A 26,891-nucleotide genomic window follows, 5' to 3' on the forward strand; every position below is an offset into this window, starting at 1 on the left:
AATCCATCCCGAACTCAGAAGTAAAATGCTGTAACGCCGATGGTAGTGTGGGGTTTCCCCATGTGAGAGTAGGGCATCGCCAGATTGAATTAAAGGGAACCCTGTGGTTAGTGATAATCACAGGGTTTTTGTTTTTGGGGTGAATTTGTTTTTAGCTCCAGCTCCAGCTTCATTTTTATCTTTATTCATCTTCTCCTTTCTTTTTTTGCTTATTCAAACAACCTCCATTAGCGCATTTGCAAAATAGCAAGGGAATTTGACCGCTTGTTTAGGATAAAAAACGGCTAGAAATTATTTCTAGCTGTTTCATTATATAAGCTGCATTGATATTATTTGTTGATATGATGCTCAATAATTTCTGACCATGTAAGGCTTCAGTATTGTTGTTCTGCATGGTATTGATTTCGGCATATTGGTGTCCAAGGTTTGGCTAGCCCTGTATAATGAATAAGTATAGGTACTTGATCATCGATATTCATAATTTAATCGTAAATATCTAGGCGATTATTTTCAATTAAATAATCGCCTGCTGCAAATTGATAATTATATTTTTAGCTAACGAGAAACATTGATTCTGTAGCGCTAAATTTAAAATATCCCGATCCGCTAAGTCAGAACCGCTTTGGTGATAAAGCTGAATTGCATTTTCTAATCTCTGATCTATATCAGCAGTTTCTCGCCATGCTTTATTATTAAATAATAGTACTCCAGCATTGAAATAGTGTTCTATATATGGGAAGAACTTATGGTAGAAGAATCCGCTATTAATTAGAAAGTCTGGTGCCGCAACAACCGGATAATTATCAGATCTTGCTGGTATAGCGATAACAGAGAGCCATTTGTAATGATGTCACAATCAAGATAAAGTACTTTATCTTTGAGGAATTAGCTGAGGGATTAAACAACGGTAGTAACTTGTGTCGGAAGCATATTACATTGTTTTTAAATGAACAAAATTTGCCTGTTCAACTTTTATATCAGTGATGTAGCAATTTATTTTGTTCAATTCTAGATTAAGCGAATAAAACCATTGTTCAGAAAAATCTTTATTGATGAGATAAAAGTGTATGTCTTTATCAAAAAAGCAAATAGATTTGATTAGGGTAATAATTTGTTCTGCGTAGTTACTCCGCTGCAAAAGCAATATGCATTGTAGCTGTCATTTAAAAGGCTACCTGTGGATGAAAGGTTTCACTAACCTTGACGAATTCGGTAAGTGAAATGGATTTAAATTTTGTGTTTAATCCTCTGGCTTTGAGATCGTTGGCTAATATAAATAAATGAGATATTTGTGAAAAAAGTTGAGGATATTTAATTGCTAGCAAGACACCATCCTGCCATAAGACTACAGCATCATTTGCCGTAATTTGAGCGAGTATTTGGTTTAGTTCAGTTAACTCATATGGTGTTTTAGAAAATGTATAAAGCATAGGGATTCCTTATTAGAACGTTAGTACCTTTTCAGCTTGCGCAAGAATGGCAAACAGCTCTGTTTGGGGGATGATATTTGCGTTAGGTAAAATCCATTCGGCAGTGCTTAATGCTCTTTGGTTGATAGACTCTTCACAAATAAAGCATTCGGTCAAATCATATAGGTCAATTAATTTAAAAGTTGAGATATGATCTTTCTGTAAGATGATATTTGGCTGTTGCTGTTCTAATAGATTGAATATACCGTCATTTAAAAAGCAAATAGCGATTTCATCTTCAGCACAAAAAGCGCTGGCAGCAAGTAAAGCATCTAAGCCTTCGCGACTGATTGTCGTTCCAAAAGGCGGTTGAGTAAAAAGGAATGCAAGTTTATATTTTTTCATCATTAAAAGGTTAATAGTCTATCTGCTTTGAGTACTGCTTGGCTAAATTCACCAAGCCCCGCTAGTATAAAACCTTCGGCAAGATTCGTTTGCTGAGTTTTACTGGTTTGATGATCCACAACTCCTCGTCTTTGTGCAGCAGAAATGCAGAGGTGTAAGGGCAAACCGTGTAATTTTGCGAGGTTTTGCCATTTTTCTAATAAGTTTATTTCATCACTTGCAGGGTTTACTAAAGCATTTGCATTGCTGATACCGTCCTGAAAGAAAAATACTTGTTTAATGTTATGTTCTGTAGCTAATAATGCTTCGGCGACTTGATAAGCCAAATATGCCCCTTGTGCGCCGTAAACTGGCGATTTTATCGCAAGTACGTAATCCATTATTCATTATCCTGTTTAATTTGTCGGATATAAAGGTAAACGGTATGGCGGGAAATATTTAATCGATCGGCCACTTGATTGATAGTATCTTTGATATCAAAAATGCCTTTCTCATATAACGATATGACAATATGGCGATTTTTATTATTATTAGCAACATTACGATCCGCCATGGTTTCTTCAATCGTATGTTCGATAGTTTGAGCAACTAAATCTTCCACAGAACTCGCAAAATTAACCGCTGTGTCTTCGTCATCTTGTAACGGTGCAATAAAAGCACTTAAAAATTGTGATGCTGGCACATCTAAATTGATATTAATGCAGATAAAACCGATAACATGTTGTTTACTATTACGGATCGCAATTGTGACGGATTTCATTAATACACCGCCTTTAGAGCGCGTAAAATAAGGTTTAGATACGCTATCTGTTTTCATTTGATGTAACGATTTAAGCGCTTTATCGGTAAGAGGTGAACCAATTTTTCGATCGGTATTGTGTCCGTTTGCGATATAGATTGCGGAATTTTCAAGAAATTCTAACGAGTGTAATACGATCTCACAGTGTTCACCGATTAAGGCGGCAATGCCGTCAACAATCGGAAAATAAGACGCTAAAATCGCATGATCTTCTTCAGTAAAAGTTTGGAATTTTTTCATAATATTGAGGGACTTATTTTGCTTCTTTTGTGGAATAATTTTTAGAAAGAACTAAAAAGCAAGCGGTCTAATTTGCAAAAAATTCTACAAATTAGACCGCTTAGATTCAAGGGTTATTTTTTCGCTTCAGCCGCTTTGAAATCTAATAATTCGATTTCAAATTTTAAGGTTGAACTTGCCGGAATTTTACCTGCTTGACGCTCACCGTATCCTAACTGAGGTGGTAATACGATTTCCATTTTGCCGCCTTTTTTCAGCATTGGAATCGCTTCAATCCAGCCCGGAATTAATTGATTTAATTGGAATTCAATCGGCTCGCCACGATCATATGAGCTATCGAATACCGTACCGTCCGTTAATGTTCCTTTATAGTGTACTTTCACGGTATCTTCAGCTTTTGGTGATTCGCCTGTACCGGTTTTTTCGATTTTATAAAGTAAACCTGAAGCGGTTTTCTTCACGCCGGCTTTTTTTTCGTATTCTGCACGGAATTTGTTACCGGCTTCGATAGTTGCTTTACTTTTTTCTGCTGCAATTTTGCTTTCTTGGCTTGCAAGATAAGTATCAAGTGCTTTTAATTGTTTTTGTAAGTCTTCATCGGTTAATTTACCGGTTTTTTTAATCGTATCTTGTACGCCGGCTAAAATTTTATCTTGGTTGTAAGAGAAAATTTCTTTTTGTGATGCAACCACACCTTCAATGTTTTTGCCCATTAATACGCCGACTGCGTATGAAGACTCATCTACAAATTTTTGATCCGCTTTTTGTTCTGCAAAGGTCGCTTGTGATGTTGCAAATACGCTCGCTGCGACTGCAAGTACAGAAAGTTTGCTTTTTAACATAGATTTTCCTTATAAATGATTGTTAAAAGAAAGATAGATAGGGTAAAGTGTATTCCCTGATTAGGCAACCTTTTTTATTAAAAATGACGATAGAACACGATCTTTTACAACGTATAGCTGAATTAGAAACAAAAGTTGCTTTCCAAGAAGTGACGATAGAAGAGCTGAATCAAGCGTTGGTTCATCATCAATTTGCTTTGGATAAGCTCCAAACCCAAGTTCGACACTTTGCGGAAAAGCTGCAAGGCGTTCAATCAAGTAATGTTGCCTCATTAGCGGAAGAAACACCCCCACCGCATTATTAGGCTATGAACTTATTTATTAGTTCGGATTCTAATCGCACATAGTTTATATTGAGGTAATTTTACTAAGTATGTTATTTAAGAATTTAGTGAAGTGGAGCGTTGGTTTAGCTATATCGGTGTTGGCGTTAACTGTTTTTGCTTCTTCTGCATAAGCGGTTGAAAATTCGCAAAAAAATGCAAAAAACGAACCGCTTTTTAAAGATGGGAAAGGCTATTACTCTTATAAAAAACCAATAAATATTGAACAACCTAAAGATGGACGCATATTAATTCAATATTTCTTTAAATATGACTGTGCAATTTGTTTAAATACTAATGACTATTTAAAACAGTATGCCTAATTACATAAAGATAAAGTCGTGTTACAGCGCTCACCGGCTTATGAAATTACCGGTCAAATGCACGCAACTTTTATGGTAATCGGGCGAGAAGATTTGAGTGAACTTTATTTATTTGATAGTGTAGGGCGCAAAGATCACGTCAGTTTGGTTAAAAGTGATGCGGCAGTGACGCAATGGCTCACCTCAAAAGGTTTAGATGTGAATGCATTTAACAAATTGTTTTATTCGGAAGAAGTTAAACAACGAATGAAACAAGAGAGAGCATTGTTTAACTTATATAATCCACCGTATGTACCGCTTGCCGTATTAAACGGAAAATATATTTTGTTACAAAATACTTTGTATAACGACGACTATACTTACGGTGTATTGGATTTCTTAATTGATAAACTACAACAAGAACAAAAAGAGGATAAAAAATAATGAAATTAAAAATCGGAATTATCGGCGCAATGGCGCAAGAAGTTGAAATTTTACGTAATTTAATGGTTGAAGCGAAAGTAATGGAAATAGCGGGTTGTAAAATTTATGACGGTAAAATTAATAATACGCGTGTGGCGTTATTACAATCCGGCATTGGTAAAGTAGCTGCTGCAGTAGGCACGACGTTATTACTTGAATTAGCAAAGCCGGATATGATTATTAATACGGGATCAGCAGGTGGCTTAGATCCAAAATTAAATGTGGGAGATATAGTGATTTCAACGGAAGTACGTCACCATGATGTAGATGTAACGGCATTTGGCTATGAAAAAGGGCAATTACCGGCTAACCCAGCGGCATTTGTTCCAAATGAACAGTTAATGAATGTTGCGATTAAAGAAACGGAAAAAGCCGGTTTTAATGCGGTTTCCGGTTTAATTTGTAGCGGTGATTTATTTGTGAACGGAGCAGAAAAAATTGCGCAAATTCGTCAAAACTTCCCAAGCGTTGCAGCCGTTGAGATGGAAGCCGCAGCGATTGCACAAGTTTGCCACGCATTTGACGTACCTTTCGTGATTGTACGTGCGATTTCGGATGTTGCAGATAAAGAATCTCACCTTTCATTTGATGAGTTTTTACCACTGGCGGCAGAAAAATCATCAGAAATTGTGGTGGCAATGTTAAATAGCATTGCTTAATTGAAAGCAAACAAGCGGTCGAAATTTAACAAAATTTTGCAAAAAAAGTTAAAAATTCGACCGCTTATTATCGCTATTCTATTGTAAATTTTGTACAATATTCAGCCTTTTGGCCTACGCTAATTGTAGGTCTTTTTTATTTATTGATTACCTAATTATATTTTTGAGAAATTTATGAGTACTACACCAAATATTGGTTTTATCAGCCTTGGTTGCCCTAAAAATTTAGTTGATTCCGAACGTATTTTGACGGAGTTGCGTACAGATGGTTACAACATTATTCCAAGTTATGAAAATGCGGATTTAGTGATTGTAAACACTTGTGGTTTTATCGACAGCGCAGTACAAGAGTCATTAGAGGCTATCGGTGAAGCATTGGAAGAAAACGGCAAAGTAATTGTTACCGGCTGTTTAGGCGCAAAAGAAAACCAAATTCGTGAAGTGCATCCTAAAGTATTAGAGATTACCGGACCGCATAGTTATGAAGCGGTGATGCAGCATGTGCATAAATATGTACCGCGCCCGGAACGTAATATTTATACCAGTCTTGTGCCAGCACAAGGAGTAAAACTTACACCTAAGCATTACGCCTATTTAAAAATCTCTGAAGGTTGTGACCATCGTTGTACCTTCTGTATTATTCCGTCCATGCGTGGCGATTTAGACAGCCGTCCGATTGTTCAGGTATTAGATGAGGCGAAACGTCTTGCGGATTCAGGTGTGAAAGAATTACTCATCGTTTCTCAAGATACTTCCGCTTATGCGTTAGATCAGTCAAAAGAAAATCAAAACAAAACGGTTTTCTGGAATGGCGCTCCGATTAAAAATAATCTGATTACGCTATGTGAACAGTTAGGAACTTTAGGCATTTGGGTTCGTCTACATTATGTGTACCCGTATCCGCACGTAGATGATTTAATTCCATTAATGGCGCAAGGCAAGATTTTGCCGTATTTAGATATTCCGTTACAACACGCAAGCCCGAAAGTATTAAAGGCAATGAAACGTCCCGGATCAATTGAGCGTACATTAGAACGCATTAAAAAATGGCGTGAGATTTGCCCGGAATTAACATTACGCTCAACCTTTATTGTCGGTTTCCCGGGTGAAACGGAAGAAGATTTCCAAATGCTATTGGATTTTTTAGAAGAGGCGCAATTGGATCGTGTCGGTTGCTTCAAATTTAGTCCGGTGGACGGTGCGGTAGCAACCGAAATGGCGGATCAGGTGCCGGAAGAAGTAAAAGAAGAGCGTTTTCACCGTTTTATGCAAGTTCAGCAACGTATTTCAGCTGCTCGTTTACGACAAAAAGTGGGTAAAATCCTTGCCGTTATCGTTGATGAAATTGACGAAGAAGGTATTATTGGCCGTTCAGTGGCTGACGCACCGGAAATTGACGGTGTAGTATATGTCGATAATATTTCAAATAAAGACGTGAAAGTCGGTCAAATTATTTCTGTAACGATTACGAATGCGGATGAATATGACCTTTGGGGAACTTGTTAATTTTTTAGGACAACTCGTATGGAACACAACAAAAAACCTAATTTAGCAACATTTGAGGCTGCGGTTGCGGCGAAAAAATATGAAGAGTCTTGTACCGAATTATTAGAGATTTTAGCGAAACTCGATAGTAATTTTGGAGGCATTCAGGACATTGATTTTGAATTTCCTACTCAATTAAAAGATCTTGAACAAGAGAAAACAGTTTACTTTTGTACTCGCTTAGCGAATGCGGTGAGTACGCTTTTTGCTGATCCGAGCTTAGAGATTTCAGTAGAAGGTGCACAACGTTTTCTATCGTTCCAACGTTGGTTATCGCTTATTTTTGCAAGCTCTCCGTATGTGAATGCAGATCATGTACTACAAACGTATAACCGTAATCCAAACCGTGAAAATAGTTTAGATATTCATTTAGAAGCAACAAAAGCGGCATTGATTAAATTCTGTATTTTATATTTACCGGAATCAAACGTGAACTTAAACCTTGATGCAGCGTGGAATGCAGATCCGGAACTTTGTGCTTCACTTTGCTTCGCGTTACAGTCGCCTCGATTTATCGGTACGCCCGCGTCATTCTCAAAACGTGGCACGATTTTACAATGGTTCCCGGCTCGTTTAGCACAGTTACAAAACCTAAATAACATTCCAAGTGCCATTTCGCATGATGTTTATATGCACTGTAGCTATGACATTGCTGCAAATAAACACGATGTGAAAAAAGCATTAAATCAAGTGATTCGCCGCCATATCGAAAATGAATATGGGTGGCAAGATCGTGATGTGACTAAAATCGGTTACCGTAATGGTAAGCCGGTAATGGTTGTATTACTTGAGCATTTCCATTCTGCACACTCAATTTATCGTACGCACTCTACTTCAATGATTGCGGCTCGTGAGCATTTCCACCTCATCGGTTTAGGTAATGCATCGGTTGACCAAGCGGGTAGAGACGTATTCGATGAATTCCATCTGGTCGATGGTAATAATATGAAAGACAAATTAGAGTTTATTCGCTCAATTTGTGAAACAAACGGCGCGCTAGTCTTCTATATGCCGAGCATCGGTATGGACTTAGCAACGATTTTTGCAAGTAATACACGTTTAGCACCGGTACAAGTGATTGCTTTAGGTCATCCGGCTACGACCCATTCCGACTTTATTGAATATGTGATTGTGGAAGACGATTATGTCGGATCGGAAGAGTGCTTTAGCGAAACGTTATTACGTTTACCAAAAGATGCGCTGCCTTACGTTCCTTCAGCATTAGCGCCTGAAAAAGTAGATTATTTATTACGTGAAAATCCGGAAGTCGTAAATATCGGTATTGCTTCAACGACAATGAAGTTAAACCCATATTTCTTAGAAGCATTAAGAGCAATTCGCGATCGTGCTAAAGTGAAAGTACATTTCCATTTTGCTTTAGGTCAATCAAACGGTGTAACTCATCCGTATGTAGAACGCTTTATTAAATCTTACTTAGGTGATTCGGCAACGGCACATCCTCATTCGCCTTATCATCAATATCTCAGTATTTTGCATAACTGCGATATGATGGTAAATCCGTTCCCATTCGGTAATACCAACGGTATTATCGATATGGTCACGTTAGGTTTAGTAGGTGTATGTAAGACCGGACCAGAAGTGCATGAGCATATTGATGAAGGATTATTTAAACGTTTAGGTTTACCTGAGTGGCTTATCGCTAATACGGTAGATGAGTATGTTGAACGAGCAGTGCGTTTAGCGGAAAATCATCAAGAGCGTTTAGAATTACGTCGTCATATTATTGAAAATAACGGTTTGAATACGTTATTTACCGGTGATCCTCGCCCAATGGGATGTATTTTATTAACGAAAGCGATGGAATGGACTAAGCAGAATAGTGTTGATCTACAAATTAATACACTTGTAGATGAGCCTAAAGCAAAAACGCCAAGAAAAACCAAAACGGTTAAAGCTGCTTCGACAACGAAGGTAAAAACAGCAACTAAAGCTAAAAAGGAAACAGCGAAAAAAGATTCTCCGTTAAAAGCAGCAGCTAAAAAAGTAAAGAAAACGGCTAAATAATTAACGTATTTATTGTAAAAGCACCAAGAGACTCGGTGCTTTTTTATTAGCTATTAATAACAAGCCGAGAAACATTTGTTTCTCGGCTTGTTATTGTTTGAATTCTGGTCAGATGAGTCTTGTTTTTCGAACCTTTTGATATGAATTAAGTCTTATGGAAAGCAAATGTTTATATAAACAATTTGTGATAGTAGTAACCTTTAAAATAAGGAATTAATAATGAAATTTATGGTAAAAATACTTGCGGTTGCGGTATTGGCAACAACGGTTTCAGCGTGTAACGGCTTAACTAAATCACAACGTAATACGGCAATTGGCGCTGCAGTTGGTGGGGTAGCCGGTAATATGATTGGAAATTCTACCGGTGCAACCTTAGGTGGTGCTGCATTAGGTGGCGTTATCGGTAGTCAAATTAAATAATTCTTCAAATAAGACCAGTTGATTATAAATTAGCTGGTCTTATTTTTTGTACAAAAAGTTGCATAAATAAAACTATTTAATATAATTCGGACGTTTTGAAACGAAATTTAGATATTGAATATCGAAACTTTTCATGAGGAAAGTATGTCAAAGAGAAATACGCAACAACGTCGCCACCTAATTGTAAAAATGGTACAAGAACAAGGAGAGGTGAGTGTTGAAACATTGGCAAGTTTCTTCGAAACGTCTGAAGTGACGATTCGTAAGGATTTAACCGCTTTAGAAGAAAGCGGTTTGTTATTACGTCGCTATGGTGGAGCAGTAAAAATTCCATCGGAAATGATAGAAGATAGTAACGAGCAACTTTCAAAACAAAAATTAGCGATTGCGAATGAAGCGGTAAAACATATTCGAGATCATAATCGTATCATCATTGATAGCGGTAGCACGACCGGAGCAATGGTAAAAGCCTTGTATCAAACCGGTCTAGTGATTATGACGAACTCATTAGCATTAGCAACCGAATTAACCATGCTTGATAATGAGCCTACGGTTTTGATGACCGGCGGTACTTGGGATACACGTTCTGATTCATTTCAAGGTAAAGTTGCTGAGCAAGTACTACGTTCTTACGATTTTGACCAACTATTTATTGGCGCAGATGGTTTGGATTTAGCACGTGGTACCACAACATTTAATGAACTCGTAGGCTTAAGCCAAGTAATGGCGGAGGTTTCTCGAGAAGTTATCGTCTTAATTGAGTCTCAAAAGATGGGGCGTAAAATGCCAAATCTTGAGCTTGAGTGGAAAGGCGTGAATAAATTGATCACTGATGCCGATATTGATGAGGAAATTAAAAAGACCATCGAATCGTATGGTATAGAAGTGATTGTAGCGCGTGATTAAGCGAGCAAATAATAAACAGTGTCAATGGTCGTATTTTGATGGAATTGGCACATCAGAATCACCGCTTATTACCCGTTACCCAGTTATTTATTATTTTTTAACTTTAACATAGGAAAGATATTATGTGCGGAATTGTAGGTGCAGTAGCACAACGCGACGTAGCTAACATTTTAGTAGATGGTTTACACCGCTTAGAGTATCGTGGTTACGACTCTGCGGGTGTTGCAGTTCTAAACGAAGAACACAATATGCAAATTGTTCGTCGTGTAGGTAAAGTAAAAGCATTGGACGATGCGATTTCTGCAAACCCATTAATCGGTGGTACAGGTATTGCTCACACCCGTTGGGCAACTCACGGTGAGCCATCTGAAACCAATGCTCACCCTCATCGTAGCAGTAAAATTGCAGTAGTACATAACGGTATCATTGAAAATTACGAAGAATTAAAAGTGGTTTTACAAGAGCGTGGTTATGTATTCCAGTCGCAAACTGACACTGAAGTAATCGCTCACTTAGTTGAGTGGGAACTCCGTACATCAAGTTCTTTATTAGAAGCGGTTCAAAAAACAGTAGTTCAATTACGTGGTGCATACGGTACCGTAGTAATGAATCAAGATGATCCGTCTCGTTTAATTGTTGCGCGTTCTGGCAGCCCATTAGTTATCGGTTATGGTGTTGGCGAAAACTTCTTGGCATCAGACCCATTAGCATTATTAAGCGTAACTCGTCGTTTTGCTTACCTTGAAGAAGGTGATGTAGCGGAAATTACTCGTCACACTGTAGATATCTATAGCCGTGACGGTCAAAAAGTTGAACGTGAAATTCACGAAGGTAACTTCGAAGCGGATGCTGCAGACAAAGGCCCATACCGTCACTATATGCAGAAAGAAATTTTCGAACAACCGGTAGCAATCATGAATACCTTAGATGGTCGTATCGAAAACGGTAAAGTGAAAATTGATGCAATTGGTCCAAATGCGGCAGAAATCTTATCAAAAGTTGAACATGTGCAAATCGTAGCTTGTGGTACTTCTTACAATGCGGGTATGGTTGCTCGTTACTGGTTTGAAGCTATCGCTGGCGTGAGCTGTGACGTTGAAATCGCGTCTGAGTTCCGTTACCGTAAATTCGTAACTCGTCCGAATAGTTTATTAATTACGCTTTCACAATCAGGTGAAACTGCGGACACATTAGCGGCATTACGTTTAGCGAAAGAATCTGGCTATATGTCTGCAATGACGATTTGTAACGTAGCAAGTTCTTCACTTGTTCGTGAGTCTGATTTCGCATTTATGACGAAAGCGGGTGTTGAAATCGGTGTTGCATCGACTAAAGCATTTACGACTCAGTTAACTTGTATGCTTCTTTTAAATGTAGCGATTGGTCGCTTAAAAGGCACGGTATCTGAAGAGCAAGAACACCACATTGTTCAAGCATTACAGCGTTTACCTGCGCAAATTGAAAGTGCGTTAGTGTTTGATAAAGCAATCGAGAAATTATCTGAAGACTTCGCAGATAAACACCATACTTTATTCTTAGGTCGTGGTGAGTACTATCCGATTGCAATGGAGTCTGCATTAAAATTAAAAGAGATTTCATACATCCACGCAGAGGCGTATGCAGCGGGTGAGTTAAAACACGGTCCGTTAGCATTAATCGACAGTGAAATGCCGGTAGTGGTAGTTGCACCGGAAAATGATTTACTTGAAAAAGTGAAATCAAATATCGAAGAAGTGCGTGCACGTGGTGGTCAATTATATGTATTCGCAGATCACGAAGCAGGCTTTGAAGAAACAACAGGTTTCAAAACTATCGTGTTACCACGTGTTGATGAAGTTACGGCACCAATCTTCTACACAGTGCCGTTACAATTACTTTCATACCACATCGCATTAATTAAAGGTACGGACGTTGACCAACCTCGTAACCTTGCGAAAGCGGTAACTGTTGAGTAATCAATCTATTTCACTTAAGTCTTTGAGCGAAAGCTCAGAGGCTTTTTTCTTTTTTTAAGCGGTTAAATTTTAGGATTTTTTTGCAAATAAACGCATTTAAATTGCTTGTAAAAAAATCCTGAAATTAGACCGCTTGTTTGTTGAAGTTGTGATGTAGATCACAGTTTTAAAAAGTGTATTTATATAAGTGTGATCTATCTCACACTTTTCAGAAATTAAGAAAAAATTTAATGTGATCGAGTTCACAAATTCAATAGAAACATTTTGGTAACTTTAAGAACAGGTGCTAATTTATGCACAGATTTTAATCCTTTTTCTCTACACTGTTGTTCAGGAGCAGTTATGTCTAATCTTAAAGTTAAAGTCCAAAGTTTTGGGCGTTTCTTATCAAATATGGTGATGCCGAATATCGGGGCTTTCATCGCATGGGGTTTTATTACCGCATTATTTATTCCTACCGGTTGGTTGCCAAATGAAAGTTTAGGTAAACTTGTCGGCCCGATGATTACCTATTTATTACCGCTATTAATCGGTTATAGCGGTGGCCGTTTAGCTGGTGGTGAACGAGGTGCAGTTGTAGGTGCAATCACTACAATGGGTATCATTGTCGGTTCTGAAATTCCAATGTTCTTAGGTGCAATGATTGTTGGTCCTCTTGGCGGCTGGGCAATCAAAACATTCGATAAAGCAATCGAAGGGAAAGTGAAAAGCGGTTTTGAGATGTTAGTCAATAACTTTTCAGCCGGTATTATCGGTATGTTATTAGCGCTACTTTCATTTAGCTTTATCGGTGGTATTGTTACTTCGCTTTCAGATTTATTAGCTGCGGGCGTAAGAGCGTTAGTGGATGCTAACTTACTTGCGTTAACATCGGTGATTGTTGAGCCGGCGAAAATTTTATTCTTAAATAATGCAATCAACCACGGTATCTTCTCACCGCTTGGTATTCAAGAATCTTCAGAATTAGGTAAATCAATTTTCTTCTTAATTGAAGCGAATCCGGGCCCAGGTTTAGGTATCTTGATTGCTTATATGTTATTCGGTAAAGGTTCTGCAAAAAATACTGCAAGTTCTGCATCAATCATTCACTTCTTCGGTGGTATTCACGAAATTTACTTCCCGTATGTATTAATGAATCCTCGTTTAATCCTTGCAGTAATTGCGGGTGGTGCAACAGGCGTATTAACCAATACATTATTAGGCGGCGGTTTAGTTTCACCGGCTTCTCCGGGGTCAATCATTGCGGTATTAGCAATGACACCGGCAGGTGCGCATTTAGCGGTAATTGCTTCGGTGATTCTTTCATGTGTGGTAACTTTTGTGATTGCGTCTGTATTACTCAAGATGCAAAAAGATGAAGGTTCTGAAGATGCGTTAGAAAGCGCACAAGCGGAAATGGCGGCAATGAAAGCACAAAGCAAAGGCGGTGCTGTTGCGGCGGATGCAGCGGTTGCAGGTGATTTCAGCAATGTACGTAAAATTTATGTGTCTTGTGATGCGGGCATGGGTTCAAGCGCAATGGGTGCAAGCATGTTACGCAAAAAAGTACAAGCGGCAGGTTTAAATGTCGAAGTACAAAACGTAGCTATTAATGATTTACCACAAGACGCTCAATTAGTGGTAACCCACAAAGACTTAACCGCACGTGCGCAAAAACAAGTACCGGCCGCACAACATTTATCACTTAATAACTTCTTAGACGGCGTTTTCTATGACGGTTTAGTGGCAAAACTTACCGCAAACAGCACAGACAAAGTGATTCCGGTTGAAGTTGTGCCGCAAGTGGCAACCGAACGAGGCGGTTTAAATGTGACCGAGGATCAAATCTTCTTAAATCTAACTGCACGTACCAAAGAAGAGGCGATTCAATTTGCCGGTGAACAACTTGTAAAATTAGGTTTTGCTGAAGCGGATTATGTACCGGCAATGTTTGAACGTGAACAACAAGTTTCAACTTACTTAGGTGAGGGTATTGCGGTTCCTCATGGTACGATTGCGGCAAAAGATAAAGTATTAAAAACCGGTATCGTGTTCTGCCAATATCGTGAAGGCGTGCGTTTTACTGACGAAGAAGACGGTGTGGCGAAATTAGTTATCGGTATCGCGGCACGTAATAACGAACACATCCAAGTCGTAAGTGCGATCACTAATGCGTTAGATGATGAGAAAACCATGGAAATTCTCACATTAACCGATGATCCGCAAAAAGTATTACGCTTATTAAAAGGCGAATAAGTTAGCTCCCCCACGTAAGTGGGGGATTTTCGCTTGCAAGCGGTCAATTTTTTCAAATATTTTACAAATTAAAGAGGAACATAGAATGAACGCATTACATTTTGGTGCAGGTAATATCGGTCGTGGCTTTATCGGTAAATTATTGGCGGATTCTGGCGTTTTCGTCACCTTTGCTGACATCAATCAAACTCAGATTGATCAAATTAACCAAAACAAACAATACGGCGTAAAAATCGTAGGCGATGCGAGCCGTGTTGAAGTGGTAAAAAATATTGCGGCGATCAACTCAAAAGATGAAGCGGCAGTGATCGAACAAGTGAAAAGTGTTGAGTTGATTACTACTGCGGTTGGCCCGAATGTATTAGGTTTTATTGCACCATTATTTGCCCAAGCGTTAGCAGCACGTTTAGAAGCGGGTAACACCCAACCGTTAAATATTATTGCTTGTGAAAATATGGTGCGTGGTACGAGTTTCTTTAAAGCAAAAATCTTTGAAAATTTAACCGCTTCTCAACAGGCGGAAATTGAAAAATTTGTCGGTTTTGTGGATTCGGCAGTAGATAGAATCGTACCGCCGGCGGAATTAAACGAAGCGGATCCGTTAGAAGTGACGGTAGAAGAGTTTAGCGAATGGATTGTGGATAAAACCCAGTTCAAAGGTCAAATTCCGGATATTAAAGGTATGGAATTAACCGATAACTTAATGGCGTTTGTTGAGCGTAAATTATTCACTTTAAATACAGGTCATTTAATTTCTGCCTATTTAGGTAAACAAGCCGGTGTGAAATGGATTAAAGAAGCGATTGCAATCGACAGCGTGAAAGCGGCAGTAAAAGCGACGATGGAAGAAAGCGGTGCTGTATTAATTAAACGTTATAGTTTTGACCCGCAAGCGCACGCTGCTTATATCGAAAAAATCTTAAAACGTTTTGCTAATCCGTACTTAAATGATGATGTAAACCGTGTAGGTCGTGAGCCGATTCGTAAACTTAGCCCGAACGATCGTTTAATTAAACCGCTCTTAGGCACGTTAGAATACGGCTTACCGCATAAAAACCTCGTCAATGGTGTGGTAATGGCTCTACAATATCGTAATGAAGAAGACCCGCAAGCGGTCGAATTAGCACAATTTATTGCAGATAACGGAGTAGCGGCGGCAGTTGAGAAATATACCGGTTTAACAAACCAAGAGGTGATTGATCAAATTGTTGCGTTATATAACTAATGCCATATTCAGATAATTTTATCGAACAGTTAAGCGAGGTGAGTTCATTACGAGGTTTCCTCGCACTGGCGACCAATCAATTCGCCCGGAATGTTGATCGTCTGATTCAGCGAGTTTTTCGTAAAGGGGATTTTGCATTGAAATCGGTGGTGGATTCTTTATTTGAGTATCAAGGACCATTAGCGGAGCTACCTGTTCGTCTAAAATTATTACTCGGTTTAGGTGTTGTTTCTGCTGAGGTGTTTGAAGATATTACGTTGTTTATCGAATTAAAACAGTATCTGAGTGATGAGGTGGAAGAGTTACCCTTTTCTCATCCGGCAATTGTGCAGTTTGCCAAAGACCTACACCATATTGATTTCGCACCAGCGGCAGAGATGTTAAAACATCAAGTTGCTGGAGAGAATAAGGACTCAATGTTGTTTCAAATGCAGCAGATTCGTTTAGAGCGGATAATGCGCTCTAGCCTGATTCTTGCCATTACTGAAATTAACGAAAAGCTGAATGTAGAAAGCCCACTGTAGTATGATGATTTTTCTGAATGAAAAGCCGGAGATTTGATTAATCTCCGGCTTTTTTTATTCACAAGCGGTATAATTTGAACAATATTTTGCAAAGGGGAATAGTATGCAGAATTTTGTTAGTCATTTACCTGCTTTTTTGCAATATCCGTTATTTTGGGTATTAGTATTACTTGCGATAGCGGTTGGCTTATTTATTCAGAATAAATTGCGAATGGATATTGTCGCCTTGTTGGTGATGTTAGGCTTTGGCTTAACCGGTCTATTAACTACCCAAGAAATTTTTGCTGGTTTGAGTGATCCGAATATTGTCTTGCTGGCTTTGTTATATGTAGTGGGGGAATCGTTGTCTCGTACGGGGGTTGCGTATCATATTAGTGATTGGCTGATGCGGGTGGCGGGTTCTAGCGAAACTAAAGTATTAGTCTTGATGATGCTATCGATCGGGTTGTTGGGTGCATTTATGAGTTCGACTGGCATTGTTGCTATTTTTATTCCCGTAGCATTGGCGATTTGTGCCGGCATGAATATTTCTCCGCGGCGTATGATGATGCCGCTCAGTATTGCCGGCTTGATTAGTGGTATGATGACCTTAATTGCCACTGCACCTAACTTAGTCACGCATGCGGAATTAGTTAAAGCCGGCTACCAAGGGTTTGGTTTTTTTAGTTTTACACCGATTGGTTTGGTTGTTCTGCTATTAGGTATTCTATATATGCTAATTGCTCGCCATTGGTTGGATAACGGTGATGTACAAGTGCTGGCTAAAGACGATAACAGTATGTCGCATTTAATTCAGGAATATCAATTGCACGGGCGGGCCAAGATGGTGATTTTGCAAGAAGACTCGCCGTTTATCGGTAAGACGATGGACGAGCTAAAATTGCGTTCGTTATATCGGATGAATGTGATTGCTATCCAACGCTATAAAAATTTCCGTTCACAAATTATGGCGGCATTCGGTAACGATCAATTGCAAGCCAAAGACATTCTACTGATGGATATCGGCATTGATGAAGAAGCTTTTGCGATGTTATGTGAGGAATGCAAATTACAGCGCATTGAATTAAAAGGCGAATATTTTTCTACACACGCTAAATCGGTGGGAATGGCGGAATTTGCGGTGATGCCGGAAACTGAAAGTATCGGTAAAACGGTACAACAGTTAAATTTTCGTTCGACGTATGGCTTAAGCGTGGTAGGTATTAAGCGAGAAGACCGCATTCTACAAGAAAATCTACTCACCGAATCAGTGAAGGCCGGTGATGTGCTGTTAGTAATGGGCGTTTGGCAAAAAATCATTACGCTTGAAAAATATAATAAGGATTTATTTTTACTCGGTATGCCGAAAGAAGGAAAACAAATCGCACCGGCGGCAAGCCAAGCGCCTTATGCGTTGTTTTCTGTTGGGTTAATGGTGATACTAATGATCAGTGGTTTGGTGCCGAATGTGCTGGCGGCTTTGATTTGTTGCTTATTACTCGGTAAGTTTCGCTGTATTGATATGAAGAGTGCTTATGACTCCATTCATATTCCGAGTCTGTTATTAATTGTCGGTATGATGCCGTTTTCAACTGCCATGCAAAAAACGGGGGGCGTATCGTTAATCGTAGAAGAATTTTTAGCGCTTACCGGCGGGGAAAGTACGCATTATAGTTTGGTGTTAGGCGGTTTATTTGTGCTTACTGCATTAGTTGGGCTGTTTATTTCGAATACGGCAACCGCAATCTTAATGGCGCCGATTGCAATTGAAGTAGCGAAACAATTGGGCTATTCACCGATTGCATTTGTGATGGTGATTACGATTGCATCCTCGGCGGCATTTATGACACCGATATCTTCGCCGGTCAACACCATGGTGATTGCGCCAGCCGGTTATCGGTTTATGGATTTTGTGAAAGTCGGTGTACCGTTCACATTATTAGTAATGGGCGTAACGATATGGTTAGTTCCGTTATTATTTCCGTTGTAGTTTGCGTCCATTAGCTAAAAAGCCTGTGATTTTTATGATCACAGGCTTTTTTTAGTAGCATGAAGCGGTATAATTCGGCGGATTTTTTACAATAAGAGAGAATTATGCAAACCATCATCAATTATTTACCTTCCTTTATGCAACTTCCCTTGTTTTGGGTATTAGCGATTCTGGCTGTTGCGGTCGTGCTATTTATTCAAAATAAATTGCGTATGGACGTCATCGCACTCATGGTGCTATTGGCATTTAGTTTAAGTGGTATTTTAACCACCAAAGAAGCTTTAGCCGGATTTGGTGATCCAAACGTGATTTTACTGGCACTCCTTTATATCATTGGTGATGCGCTTGCTCGAACTGGTGTGGCGAATCAGATGAGTGATTGGTTACTGCGTGCGGCGGGGGCGAGTGAAGCTAAAGTGATTGCTTTGCTGATGTTATCGATTGGTACGCTCGGCGCATTTATGAGCTCGACCGGTATTGTGGCGATTTTTATTCCGGTGACTTTAGCGATTTGTGCTAGTTTAAATATTTCTCCTCGTCGTTTAATGATGCCGCTTGCTGTTGCCGGTTTAATCAGCGGTATGATGACATTAATCGCTACCGCTCCTAACTTGGTAACGCATGCCGAATTAGTTAAAGCCGGTTATGAAGGGTTTCATTTCTTTAGCTTTACCCCGATCGGTACGTTAGTCTTAGTACTGGGGATTTTATATATGTTAGCAGTACGTCGCTGGTTAGATGATGGCAGTGTGCCGGTGGCGGCAAATAATGAAGATTCCATGGTGCATTTGATTGAAGAATATAAATTAAATGGTCGAGCCAAAATGGTAGTGTTAAGCGAAGGTTCATACTTTATTGGAAAAACTATTGATGAATTGAATCTGCGTTCGGTTTATCAGCTTAATATTATCGCAATTCAACGCTATAAGAACTTCCGCCATATTACCCTAGCGGCATTTGGTAAAGACCAGCTGCAAAAGAAAGACATTTTGTTAATGGATATTGGTGTAGATGAAACTCGCTTTGCACAACTTTGCGAAGAATTTGGGATGCAGCCGATTGAGTTAAAAGGAGAATATTTTTCAATGCAATCTAAGTCGGTCGGTATGGCGGAATTGGGCGTGATGCCGGAAACCGAAACCATCGGGCAAACCGTTGATGCGTTAAATTTCCGTTCTAACTTTGGTTTAAGTGTGGTGGGGATTAAGCGGGAAGGGCAAATTTTACAAAATAACTTGCTAACCGAAACAGTGAAATCCGGTGATATTTTGCTAGTGATGGGGGTGTGGCAGAAAATCACTACAATGGTACAAATTCGCAAAGATTTCTTCTTAATCGGCATGCCGAAAGAAAGTAAGCAGGCTGTTCCTGCTGCAAGTCAAGCGCCTCATGCCTTATTAGCATTGGTAATTATGATCGGTTTAATGATTAGCGGATTAGTGCCGAATGTGATTGCCGCCTTTATTGCCTGTTTGTTATTAGGGGCATTTCGCTGTATTGATATGAAATCGGCTTATGAATCGATTCATTTTCCGACCTTGATTTTGGTGATCGGTATGATGCCGTTCTCACTAGCGATGCAGAAAACTGGCGGTGTCGCATTGATGGTTGAGAAATTTATTGGGTTAACCGGCGGGGCGAATACGGCATATCCGCTCATCTTGATTGGGTTATTTGCATTGACTGCGGTGGTCGGTTTGTTTATTTCAACCAGTGCGACAGCTATTTTGATGGCGCCAATTGCGATTGAAGTGGCTCGTCAGCTCGGTTATCCGCCGACAGCATTAGTGATGGTGGTGGCGATTGCGTCTTCCGCTGCATTTATGACGCCGATCTCGCCGGTCAATTCAATGGTAGTTTCGCTCGGTAATTATCGTTTTAGCGATTTTCTGAAGGTCGGTTTACCTTTTACTGTCATTACGATGTTAGTCACCGCTTTATTGGTACCGATTCTCTTCCCTTAGTATGCTTCAAACGGTCGTTTTTTGATATTTTTTGCAAATTTCATACAAAAAATGACCGCTTGTCTAAAGTTGTACACAAAAATCTCTAAATGATTATTACTTTTTTGTTAATAGTCTATTAACTACAATCTATCTTATCATCAATAATTATTCCTCTATAATACGCCTCCAACAAAAAAGAGAAGAGATGATATTCGAGGAATAATAATGAGATTAACGTTTAAACATATCTTTTTATCACTTTTTTTAGGCATTTCCTTAAGTATTACTGCGAGTTTACCTGTAATTGCGAATGTAGAGGCAAAGCAAGAGCAACAAGAAAGAGTAATTGATGTATATGAAGAATTAAACAATGCATTGATTAACCCTAATTTTGCTAAGTTGCAAAGTTTGTTAGCGGATGATTTTGAATTGATCACTGCGAAAAATGACACAATGACAAAGCAAGAATGGATTAAAAACATCCAAAAAGGCGGAATGAAATACGGTGCGATTCAAGAATCTAAAATCAAATCAAAAGGTTATGATGAATTATTAGTTACTGCGCGTGTATTCGGTGATATGTGGGATCAGGCAGGCAGCTGGAATGTCAAATTTGATATTGATACGAAACAAAACGGCGATAAAGTGCAAATCACCAAAATTGTGGTAACAGCTGTGGAAGCGTAAGCTAACCATATAAGAACAGTGTTCACCTTAGCGGTCGGAGCTTGCAAGTTTTTTGCAAAATTCGACCGCTTTTTTATGCTTATTTATAACGTTTTTGCATAATTTCAGTTAGCAGATCAAAAACTTTTAACACTCGAGGTGAAGTAATTGGCTGATAAGGACGATATAAATAAAGTTGCCACTTTTCAAATTGCTGTTCTGGGAAAAGTTGTACAAGTTGCCCATTTTCAATATATGGTTTGCAAATCGTGCTGCTAATATGCGCCACTGTTCTGCCAGCAAGCACTGCTTGTAATTCACTATAAATGTCTGTGGTGATAAAGCCTAATTTCTGTGGAACGAGAATGGTATCCTCATCAATGAAAATATCCCACGGCTGACCTGTTGTTACATTAATTAAACTACTGAACGGAAAATTCTTTCGTAAGTCATCCAAATCTTTCGGCATTCCCCAGTGTGCAATAAAGTCGGGTGATGCGACAAAAATATCGTATATTTTCATCAATGGGCGCACGATAAAATTTGGATCTGGCTCTTTACTGGCTCGAATACCGATATCTATTCGATGTTTGACATTATCTAAGCGTGCGGCATCGATTCGCCAATCAATAATTAAATCCGGATAAGGTTTAAGAGCCTGTAGCAGTTCAAATAATATTTGTTCTTGGTCACGCAGTTTAGGCAGTGTGATGCGTACCGTGCCGGCCATTTCATCTTGTTGCTTTTTGCCTAAACTAAAAATCCGCTCGCTGTCAGCTAAAAGCTGTTTTGCGTGTAATAGAAATTCTTCGCCGAAATCTGTTAACGTAATATTGCGTGTGGTTCGTTTGAAAAGTTGTTCGCCTAATTCACTTTCCAATGCATTGATAACCCGTGTTATGACAGGCGGAGAAATCGCTAATTGATTTGCCGCCTCTCGGAAATTTAATGTTTGTGCTACAGTGCAGAAGTATTTCAAAGCATCAAGTTTATTTAACATATTGTTTTGCTATCGGAAAGAATGAGAGAAATTGATTGTATAAAAATACCAATAATTTGAATATAGAAAGTTAGCAGTTTATGTCTTTTATCATATATTTTACATCCTAAAATATTTTGCATGGTTATGATTAATTTTATTTATTTGAGCAATAAGTAAATCTTTTCTATAATAAATAACTAGATTTGGTGATATTTTAAGAATATTTAAGGAGAATCTTGTATGTCATTAAAAAGTGGGGTGTTAGGGCTTATTTCATTCCTTTCGATTTCTATTGCTCAAGCTCACAATGTATGGCTAGAACCAACAAAAAATACGAATGAATATGTTGTGAAATTTGGCCATGAAATCACAGAACCCTATCCTGAAACCAAACTCCAATCTATTCAATTACTACAAAAGAATGGTGTTCTCTCTTCCATAAAACCTCAATTTAATCAAGGTGAAGCCTATTTTAATGCTGGTCGTCATTCTATGGTGTTTTTGGAATTTAATAATGGTGTTTGGTCGAAATTACCGAGTGGTAAGTATGTAGAGAAAACCAAAGCACAAGAACCGACAGCCGTTCTTAGCTTAAATCCAATCAAACTGGGTAAAGCGATTCTGGTGTGGAATGCCGATTCATTTAAATCTCATTCATTGGAATACGAGCTTGTTCCGCTTTCAAAACCGGTAGCGGGTGAAGCGATGGATATTTTGGTATTACATTATGGTAAACCGGTATCCGGTATTAAGGTTGGATTAGGTGAGGATAAACCTTTTAATCTGACAAATGAAAAAGGGATTGCTCAATTTATGCCGGTAGCCGGTTATAACAAAGTTTGGGCTGAGTTTGAAGAAAAGGATGTTGCTCATCCGGATTATACGGAACGAACAATCGAGTACATGCTGACGTTTGAAGTAAAATAATGAGATTAAAATATTTATTAGTAATGCTATTTGCATTAACCTCTTTAGGTGTTTCAGCGCATAGCCTACATTTATTTGCGCTTTATGACGGACATGAGATTTCGGGCAAATCATTTTATTCCGATCAATCGCCAGCTGCTGAAACTTATTTGGAAGTTTTTAGATTGGGGAAAGATGGGAGCGAGACCGTACCGATTGCTACAGCAAAAACCGATGTTTACGGCAGTTTTTCTATTCCGATTTCTGGCGACGGTTCATTTAAAGTAGTGGTCGAAGGAGCGGAGGGGCATCGTGCCGAGGGGATCGCCGATAACGTTATTAAACGTACGTTAGGGCAAGCTGAGTTTGAAGTTTTACGAGAAGATATTCAGAAGTTAAAACATAAAATATATCTGCACGATCTTGTTGGCGGAATTGGTTATATTTTGGGCTTATTTGGGATTGTTACACTATTAAAAGCAAGGAAGGAAAAAAGCTAAGTGCATTTATCAGAAGGCGTTTTTCATGCCCCAACACTACTTGTTGGTGCCGTTATTGCGACTGTCGGAGTGACAATTGGCTTGCGTAAACTGGATTATAGTCGTTTAACGTTAACGGCATTATTTGCATCCGCATTTTTTGTTGCTGGAACCATTCACGTACCTGTCGGCATTGGTAGCGTGCATTTAATTTTAAATGGTATGGCTGGGCTGTTTTTAGGTTGGGCTGTGTTTCCCGCCTTCTTTGTTGCATTGGTTTTGCAAACGTTGCTGTTTTCATTTGGCGGCTTTTCTGTCTTGGGCGTAAATTTGTGCGTCATGGCTCTACCAGCGTTACTTGTACATTATATGTTTCGCCGAACACTTGCGGTAAATCTTTCCCGCCGACAATTAATGTTGTCTGGTATTGGTGCAGGTGTAATTGGTGTCGGTGGGGCAATCTTACTTGCTGCGACGGCATTGGCGTTTGATGGCGGTAAGAATTACGTGGATTTGATTGGCTTATTGATCGCCTCACATTTACCAATATTTTTAGTCGATAGTATCGTGAGTGTCGGCACATTATTTACATTGGCAAAAATGTATCCTAACGCACTACAAGAAACATAATGGCGTATTTATTTCAAGCACATTGGCGGCTGTTTTATTTGTTTGTATTTGGCGTAATAATCAGTGGGTTGAAATCGGTAAATATTTTACTTTTTCTGACCGCTTGTTTAGTGCCTTGTGTTCTGATTAGTCAAACTTTTTATGGACGATCATTAAAAGCTTTAGTCCGCCGTTGGCTAAAATTCAATATTTTTACGTTATTGATTTGGCTGACGCTAAGTTGGCGTTTGGATGCATTTTCCGTGCAATGGAATCCGCATGGTATTGAGTTGGCAAGCTTAATTAGCTTACGGATGAATTTAATTTTATGTGCAACGTGGCTACTACTATTAAATGTGAATGAGACCATACTCGTTCAGGCTATCAGTCGGCTTCCTCTTTCGCCAAAATTAATTCATCTCTTTGTTTTAAGTATTCGCTATATTTCCGTATTAAATGAAGTAAACCGCAAGATGGATATCGCAATGCGAGCACGGGGCTATCAGCCGAAATGCAATTGGCTCACCCTGAAAATCACTTCACAACGCGTGGCATTATTGCTTATTCATGCCATGGTGCGAGCGGAAAGAACGGAAATGGCGCTGAAAGCACGAGGCTTTAAATTTGGCGCTAAATGATTTGCGGCTAAGTATAAAAATAAAAAATGAGTATATTGGAAATTAACAACCTGACGGTTTTTCGCAATCGACAAGCGGTCATAAATGCCCTAAGTTTTGCCATTGAACCGCAGCAACGAGTATTTTTACAGGGGGAAATTGGTGTAGGAAAATCCACACTACTGCTTTCATTGCTCGGTTTCTTGCCGATTCACTCCGGTGATATTTATTTGTTTGGCACGCATTGCCAACGAGAAAAAGATTTTGTGCCGTTTCGTGGCAAAGTAGGAATTTGTTTTCAAAATCCAGAAGACCAATTATTTGGCCCTACCGTATTAGATGATGTTGCCTTTGGTGTGTTAAACCAAGGCCACACCCAAGTACAAGCTTATCAAATCGCGCTTGAACAACTTCAGATGTTAGATCTTGAATATCTGAAAGATCGTCCGGTGAATGTGCTTTCCGGTGGTGAACAGAATTTTACCGCTTTAGCCGGCGTACTTGCGATGAAACCCAAACTACTACTGCTTGATGAGCCGACCAATGGTTTAGATGCAAAAAACTGTGCGAAATTGACCGCTTTACTCAAACAACTCCAATTACCGATGTTGGTGGTTTCGCACGATCAAACCTTTACACGACAGTTAGCAGATAAAACGCTTTATTTACAAAAATAGTGGCAAAGCCACCTATGCAAACACACAGGAAAATGAAATGAAGCTTCTTAAAACTACCCTTACTGGGATAGGGCAAATCTTTTTGCAAGAAAATGGTTTGTCCGGTTTGGTCATTGTTATTGCGATGTTTTTTAGTCACTGGACGTTAGGGGTAAGCTGTTTTCTCGGCGCACTTATCGGTACGCTGACGGCTAAAATATTAAAGTATCCGCCACAGCAAATTAGCCAAGGGCTTTATGGCTTTAATGCAAGTCTAGCGTTTATGTGCACCATGTTTACCTTTGCGGAAGTGGATGCGTCTAATCCTTTAATTTGGGGCATCGGTCTTGTTGCTTCGATTGTTGCAACGTTAATTATGCGTTTATTTGTGAAAAAGAATAAAGTCGCATTTACCTTTCCGTTTGTGTTGAGCTGCTGGTTCTTTTGTTGGGGAATCGCCAAATTAGGTTTATTCGGTTTAACCCAGACAACGCCTCCTTTAGCGGATTACACCGGCACGCTCGATGCAATCCAAGAACCTTTCTATGCTTGGGCAGAAGTGAATTTTGGAACCAGTATGGTGACCGGTACATTACTTTTTTTAGCGATTGCTATCAGTTCACCCATTGCAGCAATGTATGGTGTAGCGGCAGCTGCGATAGGTGCGGCATTTGCTCATCATTTACCGGGAATCGATCACAATAGTCTTGCCAACGGCATTTATGGCTTCTCTCCTATTTTAGTGGCGTGTGCTTTTGCCGGCACACAATTACGCCATTTTCTATATGTCATTATCGGCACTTTACTTGCTATTCTTATTCAATATGCGGTTGCTCAAACAGGACTGGCAACTTATACCATCGGATTTATCGTTGCCAGCTGGCTTTTATTGATCGTTAAGAAACGATTGGATAAGGCTGCATTTGATAAACATAAATTAGTGCAATTACTCAATCCATAAATTTTTCCTCTTCCCCTCTTGGGAACCGGATTTTATAAATAACTCATAAAATTAAGAAGGTACAAAATGCATTTAACTTCAAGAGAACAAGAAAAACTGATGTTGTTTCTTGCGGGAGAGCTGGCTGCAAAGCGCAAAGCTCGTGGTGTGAAATTAAATTATCCAGAAGCAATTGCTTACATCGCTAGCCACTTGCAGGAAGCCGCTCGTGACGGAGTGTCGGTGGCGGAAGTGATGCAATACGGCGCAACGTTACTGACGGTTGACGATGTAATGGAAGGCGTTGCGGAAATGGTTCACGAAGTCCAAATCGAGGCCACTTTCCCGGACGGTACTAAATTAGTGACAGTGCACAATCCGATTAGATAGCACAAGTGATACCTTCTCCCTCTGTGGAAGAGGGTATCCCACTCTCTCTGCAGAAAATTGCCTGACGCAATTTTCTGCTGTCTCTCTCCCTCTTGAGGGAGAGGGTAATAACATAAGGAATAAAAAATGATCCCCGGAGAATATCAATTAGCAGACGGTGATGTACAAGCGAATGTGGGTCGCAAAACCGTCAAATTAGAAGTCGTAAATAGCGGTGACCGTCCGATTCAAGTCGGTTCGCACTATCATTTTTTTGAAACCAACCACGCCCTAAAATTCGACCGCTTGCAGGCTCGCGGTATGCGCTTAAATGTGCCGTCCGGCAATGCAGTGCGTTTTGAACCCGGTGAAGCGAAAGAGGTAGAACTGGTTGAGTTTGGTGGTAATAAAGTGATTTACGGTTTCCATAACGAAATCGACGGCAAATTATAGGG

The 26,891-nt window shown here is 39.4% G+C and carries 29 protein-coding genes and 1 rRNA gene; 23 read left to right on the top strand and 7 right to left on the bottom strand.

Annotation, left to right across the window (positions count from 1 at the left end):
• Positions 1–85, top strand: a 5S ribosomal RNA gene (gene rrf, locus C228_RS15175); the annotation flags it as partial.
• A 429-nt stretch (positions 86–514) separates the two neighbouring features.
• Here rrf and C228_RS15180 read toward each other — a convergent pair.
• The 6 genes from C228_RS15180 to fkpA all read right to left on the bottom strand — a co-directional run bounded on the left by C228_RS15180 (position 515) and on the right by fkpA (position 3,695).
• A complete protein-coding gene (locus tag C228_RS15180) occupies positions 515–826 on the bottom strand; it encodes a glycosyltransferase (RefSeq protein ID WP_081618477.1) in 312 nt (103 codons plus the stop codon).
• A gap of 337 nt (positions 827–1,163) precedes the next feature.
• Positions 1,164–1,430, bottom strand: a complete 267-nt coding sequence (gene tusB / locus C228_RS0107980; RefSeq protein ID WP_018652113.1) for a sulfurtransferase complex subunit TusB — start codon at positions 1,428–1,430, stop codon at positions 1,164–1,166.
• Positions 1,431–1,442: 12 nt separating this feature from the next.
• Positions 1,443–1,817 (bottom strand): sulfurtransferase complex subunit TusC, encoded by a 375-nt coding sequence (gene tusC / locus C228_RS0107985; protein WP_018652114.1) that lies wholly within the window; start codon positions 1,815–1,817, stop codon positions 1,443–1,445.
• The gene (tusD, locus tag C228_RS0107990; protein ID WP_018652115.1) at positions 1,817–2,194 is read right to left on the bottom strand and encodes a sulfurtransferase complex subunit TusD; all 378 of its coding nucleotides are present in this window, start codon (positions 2,192–2,194) and stop codon (positions 1,817–1,819) included. Before tusD ends, tusC begins: the two co-directional genes overlap by 1 nt.
• Positions 2,194–2,853: a helix-turn-helix transcriptional regulator gene (locus tag C228_RS0107995; RefSeq protein WP_018652116.1), complete on the bottom strand. Its 660-nt coding sequence runs from the start codon at positions 2,851–2,853 to the stop codon at positions 2,194–2,196. Before C228_RS0107995 ends, tusD begins: the two co-directional genes overlap by 1 nt.
• 113 nt (positions 2,854–2,966) lie before the next feature.
• Positions 2,967–3,695: an FKBP-type peptidyl-prolyl cis-trans isomerase gene (fkpA, locus tag C228_RS0108000; RefSeq protein WP_018652117.1), complete on the bottom strand. Its 729-nt coding sequence runs from the start codon at positions 3,693–3,695 to the stop codon at positions 2,967–2,969.
• An 83-nt stretch (positions 3,696–3,778) separates the two neighbouring features.
• On the opposite strand from fkpA, the gene C228_RS0108005 reads away from it, so the two are divergent.
• The 14 genes from C228_RS0108005 to C228_RS0108070 all read left to right on the top strand — a co-directional run bounded on the left by C228_RS0108005 (position 3,779) and on the right by C228_RS0108070 (position 20,899).
• Positions 3,779–4,000 carry a SlyX family protein gene (locus tag C228_RS0108005; RefSeq protein ID WP_005621277.1) on the top strand — a complete coding sequence of 74 codons (222 nt, stop codon included), beginning with the start codon at positions 3,779–3,781 and terminating at the stop codon, positions 3,998–4,000.
• 359 nt (positions 4,001–4,359) lie between these two features.
• Positions 4,360–4,764 carry a thioredoxin domain-containing protein gene (locus tag C228_RS15185; RefSeq protein ID WP_018652118.1) on the top strand — a complete coding sequence of 135 codons (405 nt, stop codon included), beginning with the start codon at positions 4,360–4,362 and terminating at the stop codon, positions 4,762–4,764.
• Positions 4,764–5,462 carry a 5'-methylthioadenosine/S-adenosylhomocysteine nucleosidase gene (mtnN, locus tag C228_RS0108015; protein WP_018652119.1) on the top strand — a complete coding sequence of 233 codons (699 nt, stop codon included), beginning with the start codon at positions 4,764–4,766 and terminating at the stop codon, positions 5,460–5,462. The genes C228_RS15185 and mtnN overlap by 1 nt, the downstream gene beginning before the upstream one ends.
• 174 nt (positions 5,463–5,636) lie before the next feature.
• Complete coding sequence (gene rimO / locus C228_RS0108020) at positions 5,637–6,968, top strand: 30S ribosomal protein S12 methylthiotransferase RimO (protein ID WP_018652120.1); 1,332 nt, start codon at positions 5,637–5,639, stop codon at positions 6,966–6,968.
• An 18-nt stretch (positions 6,969–6,986) separates the two neighbouring features.
• A complete protein-coding gene (locus tag C228_RS0108025) occupies positions 6,987–9,032 on the top strand; it encodes a UDP-glucose:protein N-beta-glucosyltransferase (RefSeq protein WP_018652121.1) in 2,046 nt (681 codons plus the stop codon).
• A 219-nt stretch (positions 9,033–9,251) separates the two neighbouring features.
• Entirely contained in the window at positions 9,252–9,452 is a 201-nt protein-coding gene (locus C228_RS0108030; RefSeq protein ID WP_018652122.1) for a glycine zipper 2TM domain-containing protein, read from the top strand.
• Between the two features lie 144 nt (positions 9,453–9,596).
• Complete coding sequence (locus tag C228_RS0108035) at positions 9,597–10,358, top strand: DeoR/GlpR family DNA-binding transcription regulator (RefSeq protein WP_015674187.1); 762 nt, start codon at positions 9,597–9,599, stop codon at positions 10,356–10,358.
• 122 nt (positions 10,359–10,480) lie between these two features.
• Positions 10,481–12,313: a glutamine--fructose-6-phosphate transaminase (isomerizing) gene (gene glmS / locus C228_RS0108040; RefSeq protein ID WP_018652123.1), complete on the top strand. Its 1,833-nt coding sequence runs from the start codon at positions 10,481–10,483 to the stop codon at positions 12,311–12,313.
• A gap of 342 nt (positions 12,314–12,655) precedes the next feature.
• Complete coding sequence (locus C228_RS0108045; protein WP_018652124.1) at positions 12,656–14,548, top strand: PTS mannitol transporter subunit IICBA; 1,893 nt, start codon at positions 12,656–12,658, stop codon at positions 14,546–14,548.
• Between the two features lie 85 nt (positions 14,549–14,633).
• Complete coding sequence (locus C228_RS0108050; protein WP_018652125.1) at positions 14,634–15,773, top strand: mannitol-1-phosphate 5-dehydrogenase; 1,140 nt, start codon at positions 14,634–14,636, stop codon at positions 15,771–15,773.
• Positions 15,773–16,297 carry an MltR family transcriptional regulator gene (locus tag C228_RS0108055; RefSeq protein WP_018652126.1) on the top strand — a complete coding sequence of 175 codons (525 nt, stop codon included), beginning with the start codon at positions 15,773–15,775 and terminating at the stop codon, positions 16,295–16,297. The genes C228_RS0108050 and C228_RS0108055 overlap by 1 nt, the downstream gene beginning before the upstream one ends.
• A gap of 103 nt (positions 16,298–16,400) precedes the next feature.
• Positions 16,401–18,266, top strand: coding sequence for an SLC13 family permease (locus C228_RS0108060; RefSeq protein ID WP_018652127.1), 1,866 nt, complete (start codon positions 16,401–16,403; stop codon positions 18,264–18,266).
• A 104-nt stretch (positions 18,267–18,370) separates the two neighbouring features.
• Positions 18,371–20,230 (top strand): SLC13 family permease, encoded by a 1,860-nt coding sequence (locus C228_RS0108065; protein WP_018652128.1) that lies wholly within the window; start codon positions 18,371–18,373, stop codon positions 20,228–20,230.
• Between the two features lie 207 nt (positions 20,231–20,437).
• Positions 20,438–20,899, top strand: a complete 462-nt coding sequence (locus C228_RS0108070; protein ID WP_018652129.1) for a nuclear transport factor 2 family protein — start codon at positions 20,438–20,440, stop codon at positions 20,897–20,899.
• Between the two features lie 79 nt (positions 20,900–20,978).
• Here C228_RS0108070 and C228_RS0108075 read toward each other — a convergent pair whose 3' ends face one another.
• The gene (locus tag C228_RS0108075; protein WP_018652130.1) at positions 20,979–21,878 is read right to left on the bottom strand and encodes a LysR family transcriptional regulator; all 900 of its coding nucleotides are present in this window, start codon (positions 21,876–21,878) and stop codon (positions 20,979–20,981) included.
• Positions 21,879–22,100: 222 nt separating this feature from the next.
• Here C228_RS0108075 and C228_RS0108080 point away from each other — a divergent pair, with 222 nt between their 5' ends.
• The 8 genes from C228_RS0108080 (at position 22,101) to ureB (ending at position 26,889) form a co-directional block, all read left to right on the top strand.
• Positions 22,101–22,787: a DUF4198 domain-containing protein gene (locus C228_RS0108080; protein WP_018652131.1), complete on the top strand. Its 687-nt coding sequence runs from the start codon at positions 22,101–22,103 to the stop codon at positions 22,785–22,787.
• The gene (locus C228_RS13490) at positions 22,787–23,266 is read left to right on the top strand and encodes a hypothetical protein (RefSeq protein WP_018652132.1); all 480 of its coding nucleotides are present in this window, start codon (positions 22,787–22,789) and stop codon (positions 23,264–23,266) included. The genes C228_RS0108080 and C228_RS13490 overlap by 1 nt, the downstream gene beginning before the upstream one ends.
• Positions 23,267–23,875: a cobalt transporter CbiM gene (gene cbiM / locus C228_RS0108090; protein WP_018652133.1), complete on the top strand. Its 609-nt coding sequence runs from the start codon at positions 23,267–23,269 to the stop codon at positions 23,873–23,875.
• Positions 23,875–24,492, top strand: a complete 618-nt coding sequence (locus tag C228_RS0108095; RefSeq protein WP_018652134.1) for an energy-coupling factor transporter transmembrane component T family protein — start codon at positions 23,875–23,877, stop codon at positions 24,490–24,492. The genes cbiM and C228_RS0108095 overlap by 1 nt, the downstream gene beginning before the upstream one ends.
• A gap of 26 nt (positions 24,493–24,518) precedes the next feature.
• Positions 24,519–25,148: an energy-coupling factor ABC transporter ATP-binding protein gene (locus C228_RS0108100; RefSeq protein ID WP_018652135.1), complete on the top strand. Its 630-nt coding sequence runs from the start codon at positions 24,519–24,521 to the stop codon at positions 25,146–25,148.
• Positions 25,149–25,185: 37 nt separating this feature from the next.
• Positions 25,186–26,088, top strand: coding sequence for an urea transporter (locus C228_RS0108105; protein WP_018652136.1), 903 nt, complete (start codon positions 25,186–25,188; stop codon positions 26,086–26,088).
• Between the two features lie 66 nt (positions 26,089–26,154).
• Positions 26,155–26,457 carry an urease subunit gamma gene (ureA, locus tag C228_RS0108110; RefSeq protein WP_018652137.1) on the top strand — a complete coding sequence of 101 codons (303 nt, stop codon included), beginning with the start codon at positions 26,155–26,157 and terminating at the stop codon, positions 26,455–26,457.
• A gap of 126 nt (positions 26,458–26,583) precedes the next feature.
• The gene (gene ureB / locus C228_RS0108115) at positions 26,584–26,889 is read left to right on the top strand and encodes an urease subunit beta (protein WP_005599002.1); all 306 of its coding nucleotides are present in this window, start codon (positions 26,584–26,586) and stop codon (positions 26,887–26,889) included.
• Positions 26,890–26,891 lie beyond the last annotated feature (2 nt).

Source organism: Actinobacillus capsulatus DSM 19761, assembly GCF_000374285.1.
GTDB classification, from domain to species: domain Bacteria; phylum Pseudomonadota; class Gammaproteobacteria; order Enterobacterales; family Pasteurellaceae; genus Actinobacillus; species Actinobacillus capsulatus.

Bases quoted from the DNA above. Each gene is read 5' to 3' on its own strand.
- tusB (WP_018652113.1), bottom strand. From the start codon at position 1,430: ATGCTTTATACATTTTCTAAAACACCATATGAGTTAACTGAACTAAAC.
- tusC (WP_018652114.1), bottom strand. From the start codon at position 1,817: ATGATGAAAAAATATAAACTTGCATTCCTTTTTACTCAACCGCCTTTT.
- tusD (WP_018652115.1), bottom strand. From the start codon at position 2,194: ATGGATTACGTACTTGCGATAAAATCGCCAGTTTACGGCGCACAAGGG.
- C228_RS0107995 (WP_018652116.1), bottom strand. From the start codon at position 2,853: ATGAAAAAATTCCAAACTTTTACTGAAGAAGATCATGCGATTTTAGCG.
- fkpA (WP_018652117.1), bottom strand. From the start codon at position 3,695: ATGTTAAAAAGCAAACTTTCTGTACTTGCAGTCGCAGCGAGCGTATTT.
- C228_RS0108005 (WP_005621277.1), top strand. From the start codon at position 3,779: ATGACGATAGAACACGATCTTTTACAACGTATAGCTGAATTAGAAACA.
- mtnN (WP_018652119.1), top strand. From the start codon at position 4,764: ATGAAATTAAAAATCGGAATTATCGGCGCAATGGCGCAAGAAGTTGAA.
- rimO (WP_018652120.1), top strand. From the start codon at position 5,637: ATGAGTACTACACCAAATATTGGTTTTATCAGCCTTGGTTGCCCTAAA.
- C228_RS0108025 (WP_018652121.1), top strand. From the start codon at position 6,987: ATGGAACACAACAAAAAACCTAATTTAGCAACATTTGAGGCTGCGGTT.
- C228_RS0108030 (WP_018652122.1), top strand. From the start codon at position 9,252: ATGAAATTTATGGTAAAAATACTTGCGGTTGCGGTATTGGCAACAACG.
- C228_RS0108035 (WP_015674187.1), top strand. From the start codon at position 9,597: ATGTCAAAGAGAAATACGCAACAACGTCGCCACCTAATTGTAAAAATG.
- glmS (WP_018652123.1), top strand. From the start codon at position 10,481: ATGTGCGGAATTGTAGGTGCAGTAGCACAACGCGACGTAGCTAACATT.
- C228_RS0108045 (WP_018652124.1), top strand. From the start codon at position 12,656: ATGTCTAATCTTAAAGTTAAAGTCCAAAGTTTTGGGCGTTTCTTATCA.
- C228_RS0108050 (WP_018652125.1), top strand. From the start codon at position 14,634: ATGAACGCATTACATTTTGGTGCAGGTAATATCGGTCGTGGCTTTATC.
- C228_RS0108055 (WP_018652126.1), top strand. From the start codon at position 15,773: ATGCCATATTCAGATAATTTTATCGAACAGTTAAGCGAGGTGAGTTCA.
- C228_RS0108060 (WP_018652127.1), top strand. From the start codon at position 16,401: ATGCAGAATTTTGTTAGTCATTTACCTGCTTTTTTGCAATATCCGTTA.
- C228_RS0108065 (WP_018652128.1), top strand. From the start codon at position 18,371: ATGCAAACCATCATCAATTATTTACCTTCCTTTATGCAACTTCCCTTG.
- C228_RS0108070 (WP_018652129.1), top strand. From the start codon at position 20,438: ATGAGATTAACGTTTAAACATATCTTTTTATCACTTTTTTTAGGCATT.
- C228_RS0108075 (WP_018652130.1), bottom strand. From the start codon at position 21,878: ATGTTAAATAAACTTGATGCTTTGAAATACTTCTGCACTGTAGCACAA.
- C228_RS0108080 (WP_018652131.1), top strand. From the start codon at position 22,101: ATGTCATTAAAAAGTGGGGTGTTAGGGCTTATTTCATTCCTTTCGATT.
- C228_RS13490 (WP_018652132.1), top strand. From the start codon at position 22,787: ATGAGATTAAAATATTTATTAGTAATGCTATTTGCATTAACCTCTTTA.
- C228_RS0108095 (WP_018652134.1), top strand. From the start codon at position 23,875: ATGGCGTATTTATTTCAAGCACATTGGCGGCTGTTTTATTTGTTTGTA.
- C228_RS0108100 (WP_018652135.1), top strand. From the start codon at position 24,519: ATGAGTATATTGGAAATTAACAACCTGACGGTTTTTCGCAATCGACAA.
- C228_RS0108105 (WP_018652136.1), top strand. From the start codon at position 25,186: ATGAAGCTTCTTAAAACTACCCTTACTGGGATAGGGCAAATCTTTTTG.
- ureA (WP_018652137.1), top strand. From the start codon at position 26,155: ATGCATTTAACTTCAAGAGAACAAGAAAAACTGATGTTGTTTCTTGCG.
- ureB (WP_005599002.1), top strand. From the start codon at position 26,584: ATGATCCCCGGAGAATATCAATTAGCAGACGGTGATGTACAAGCGAAT.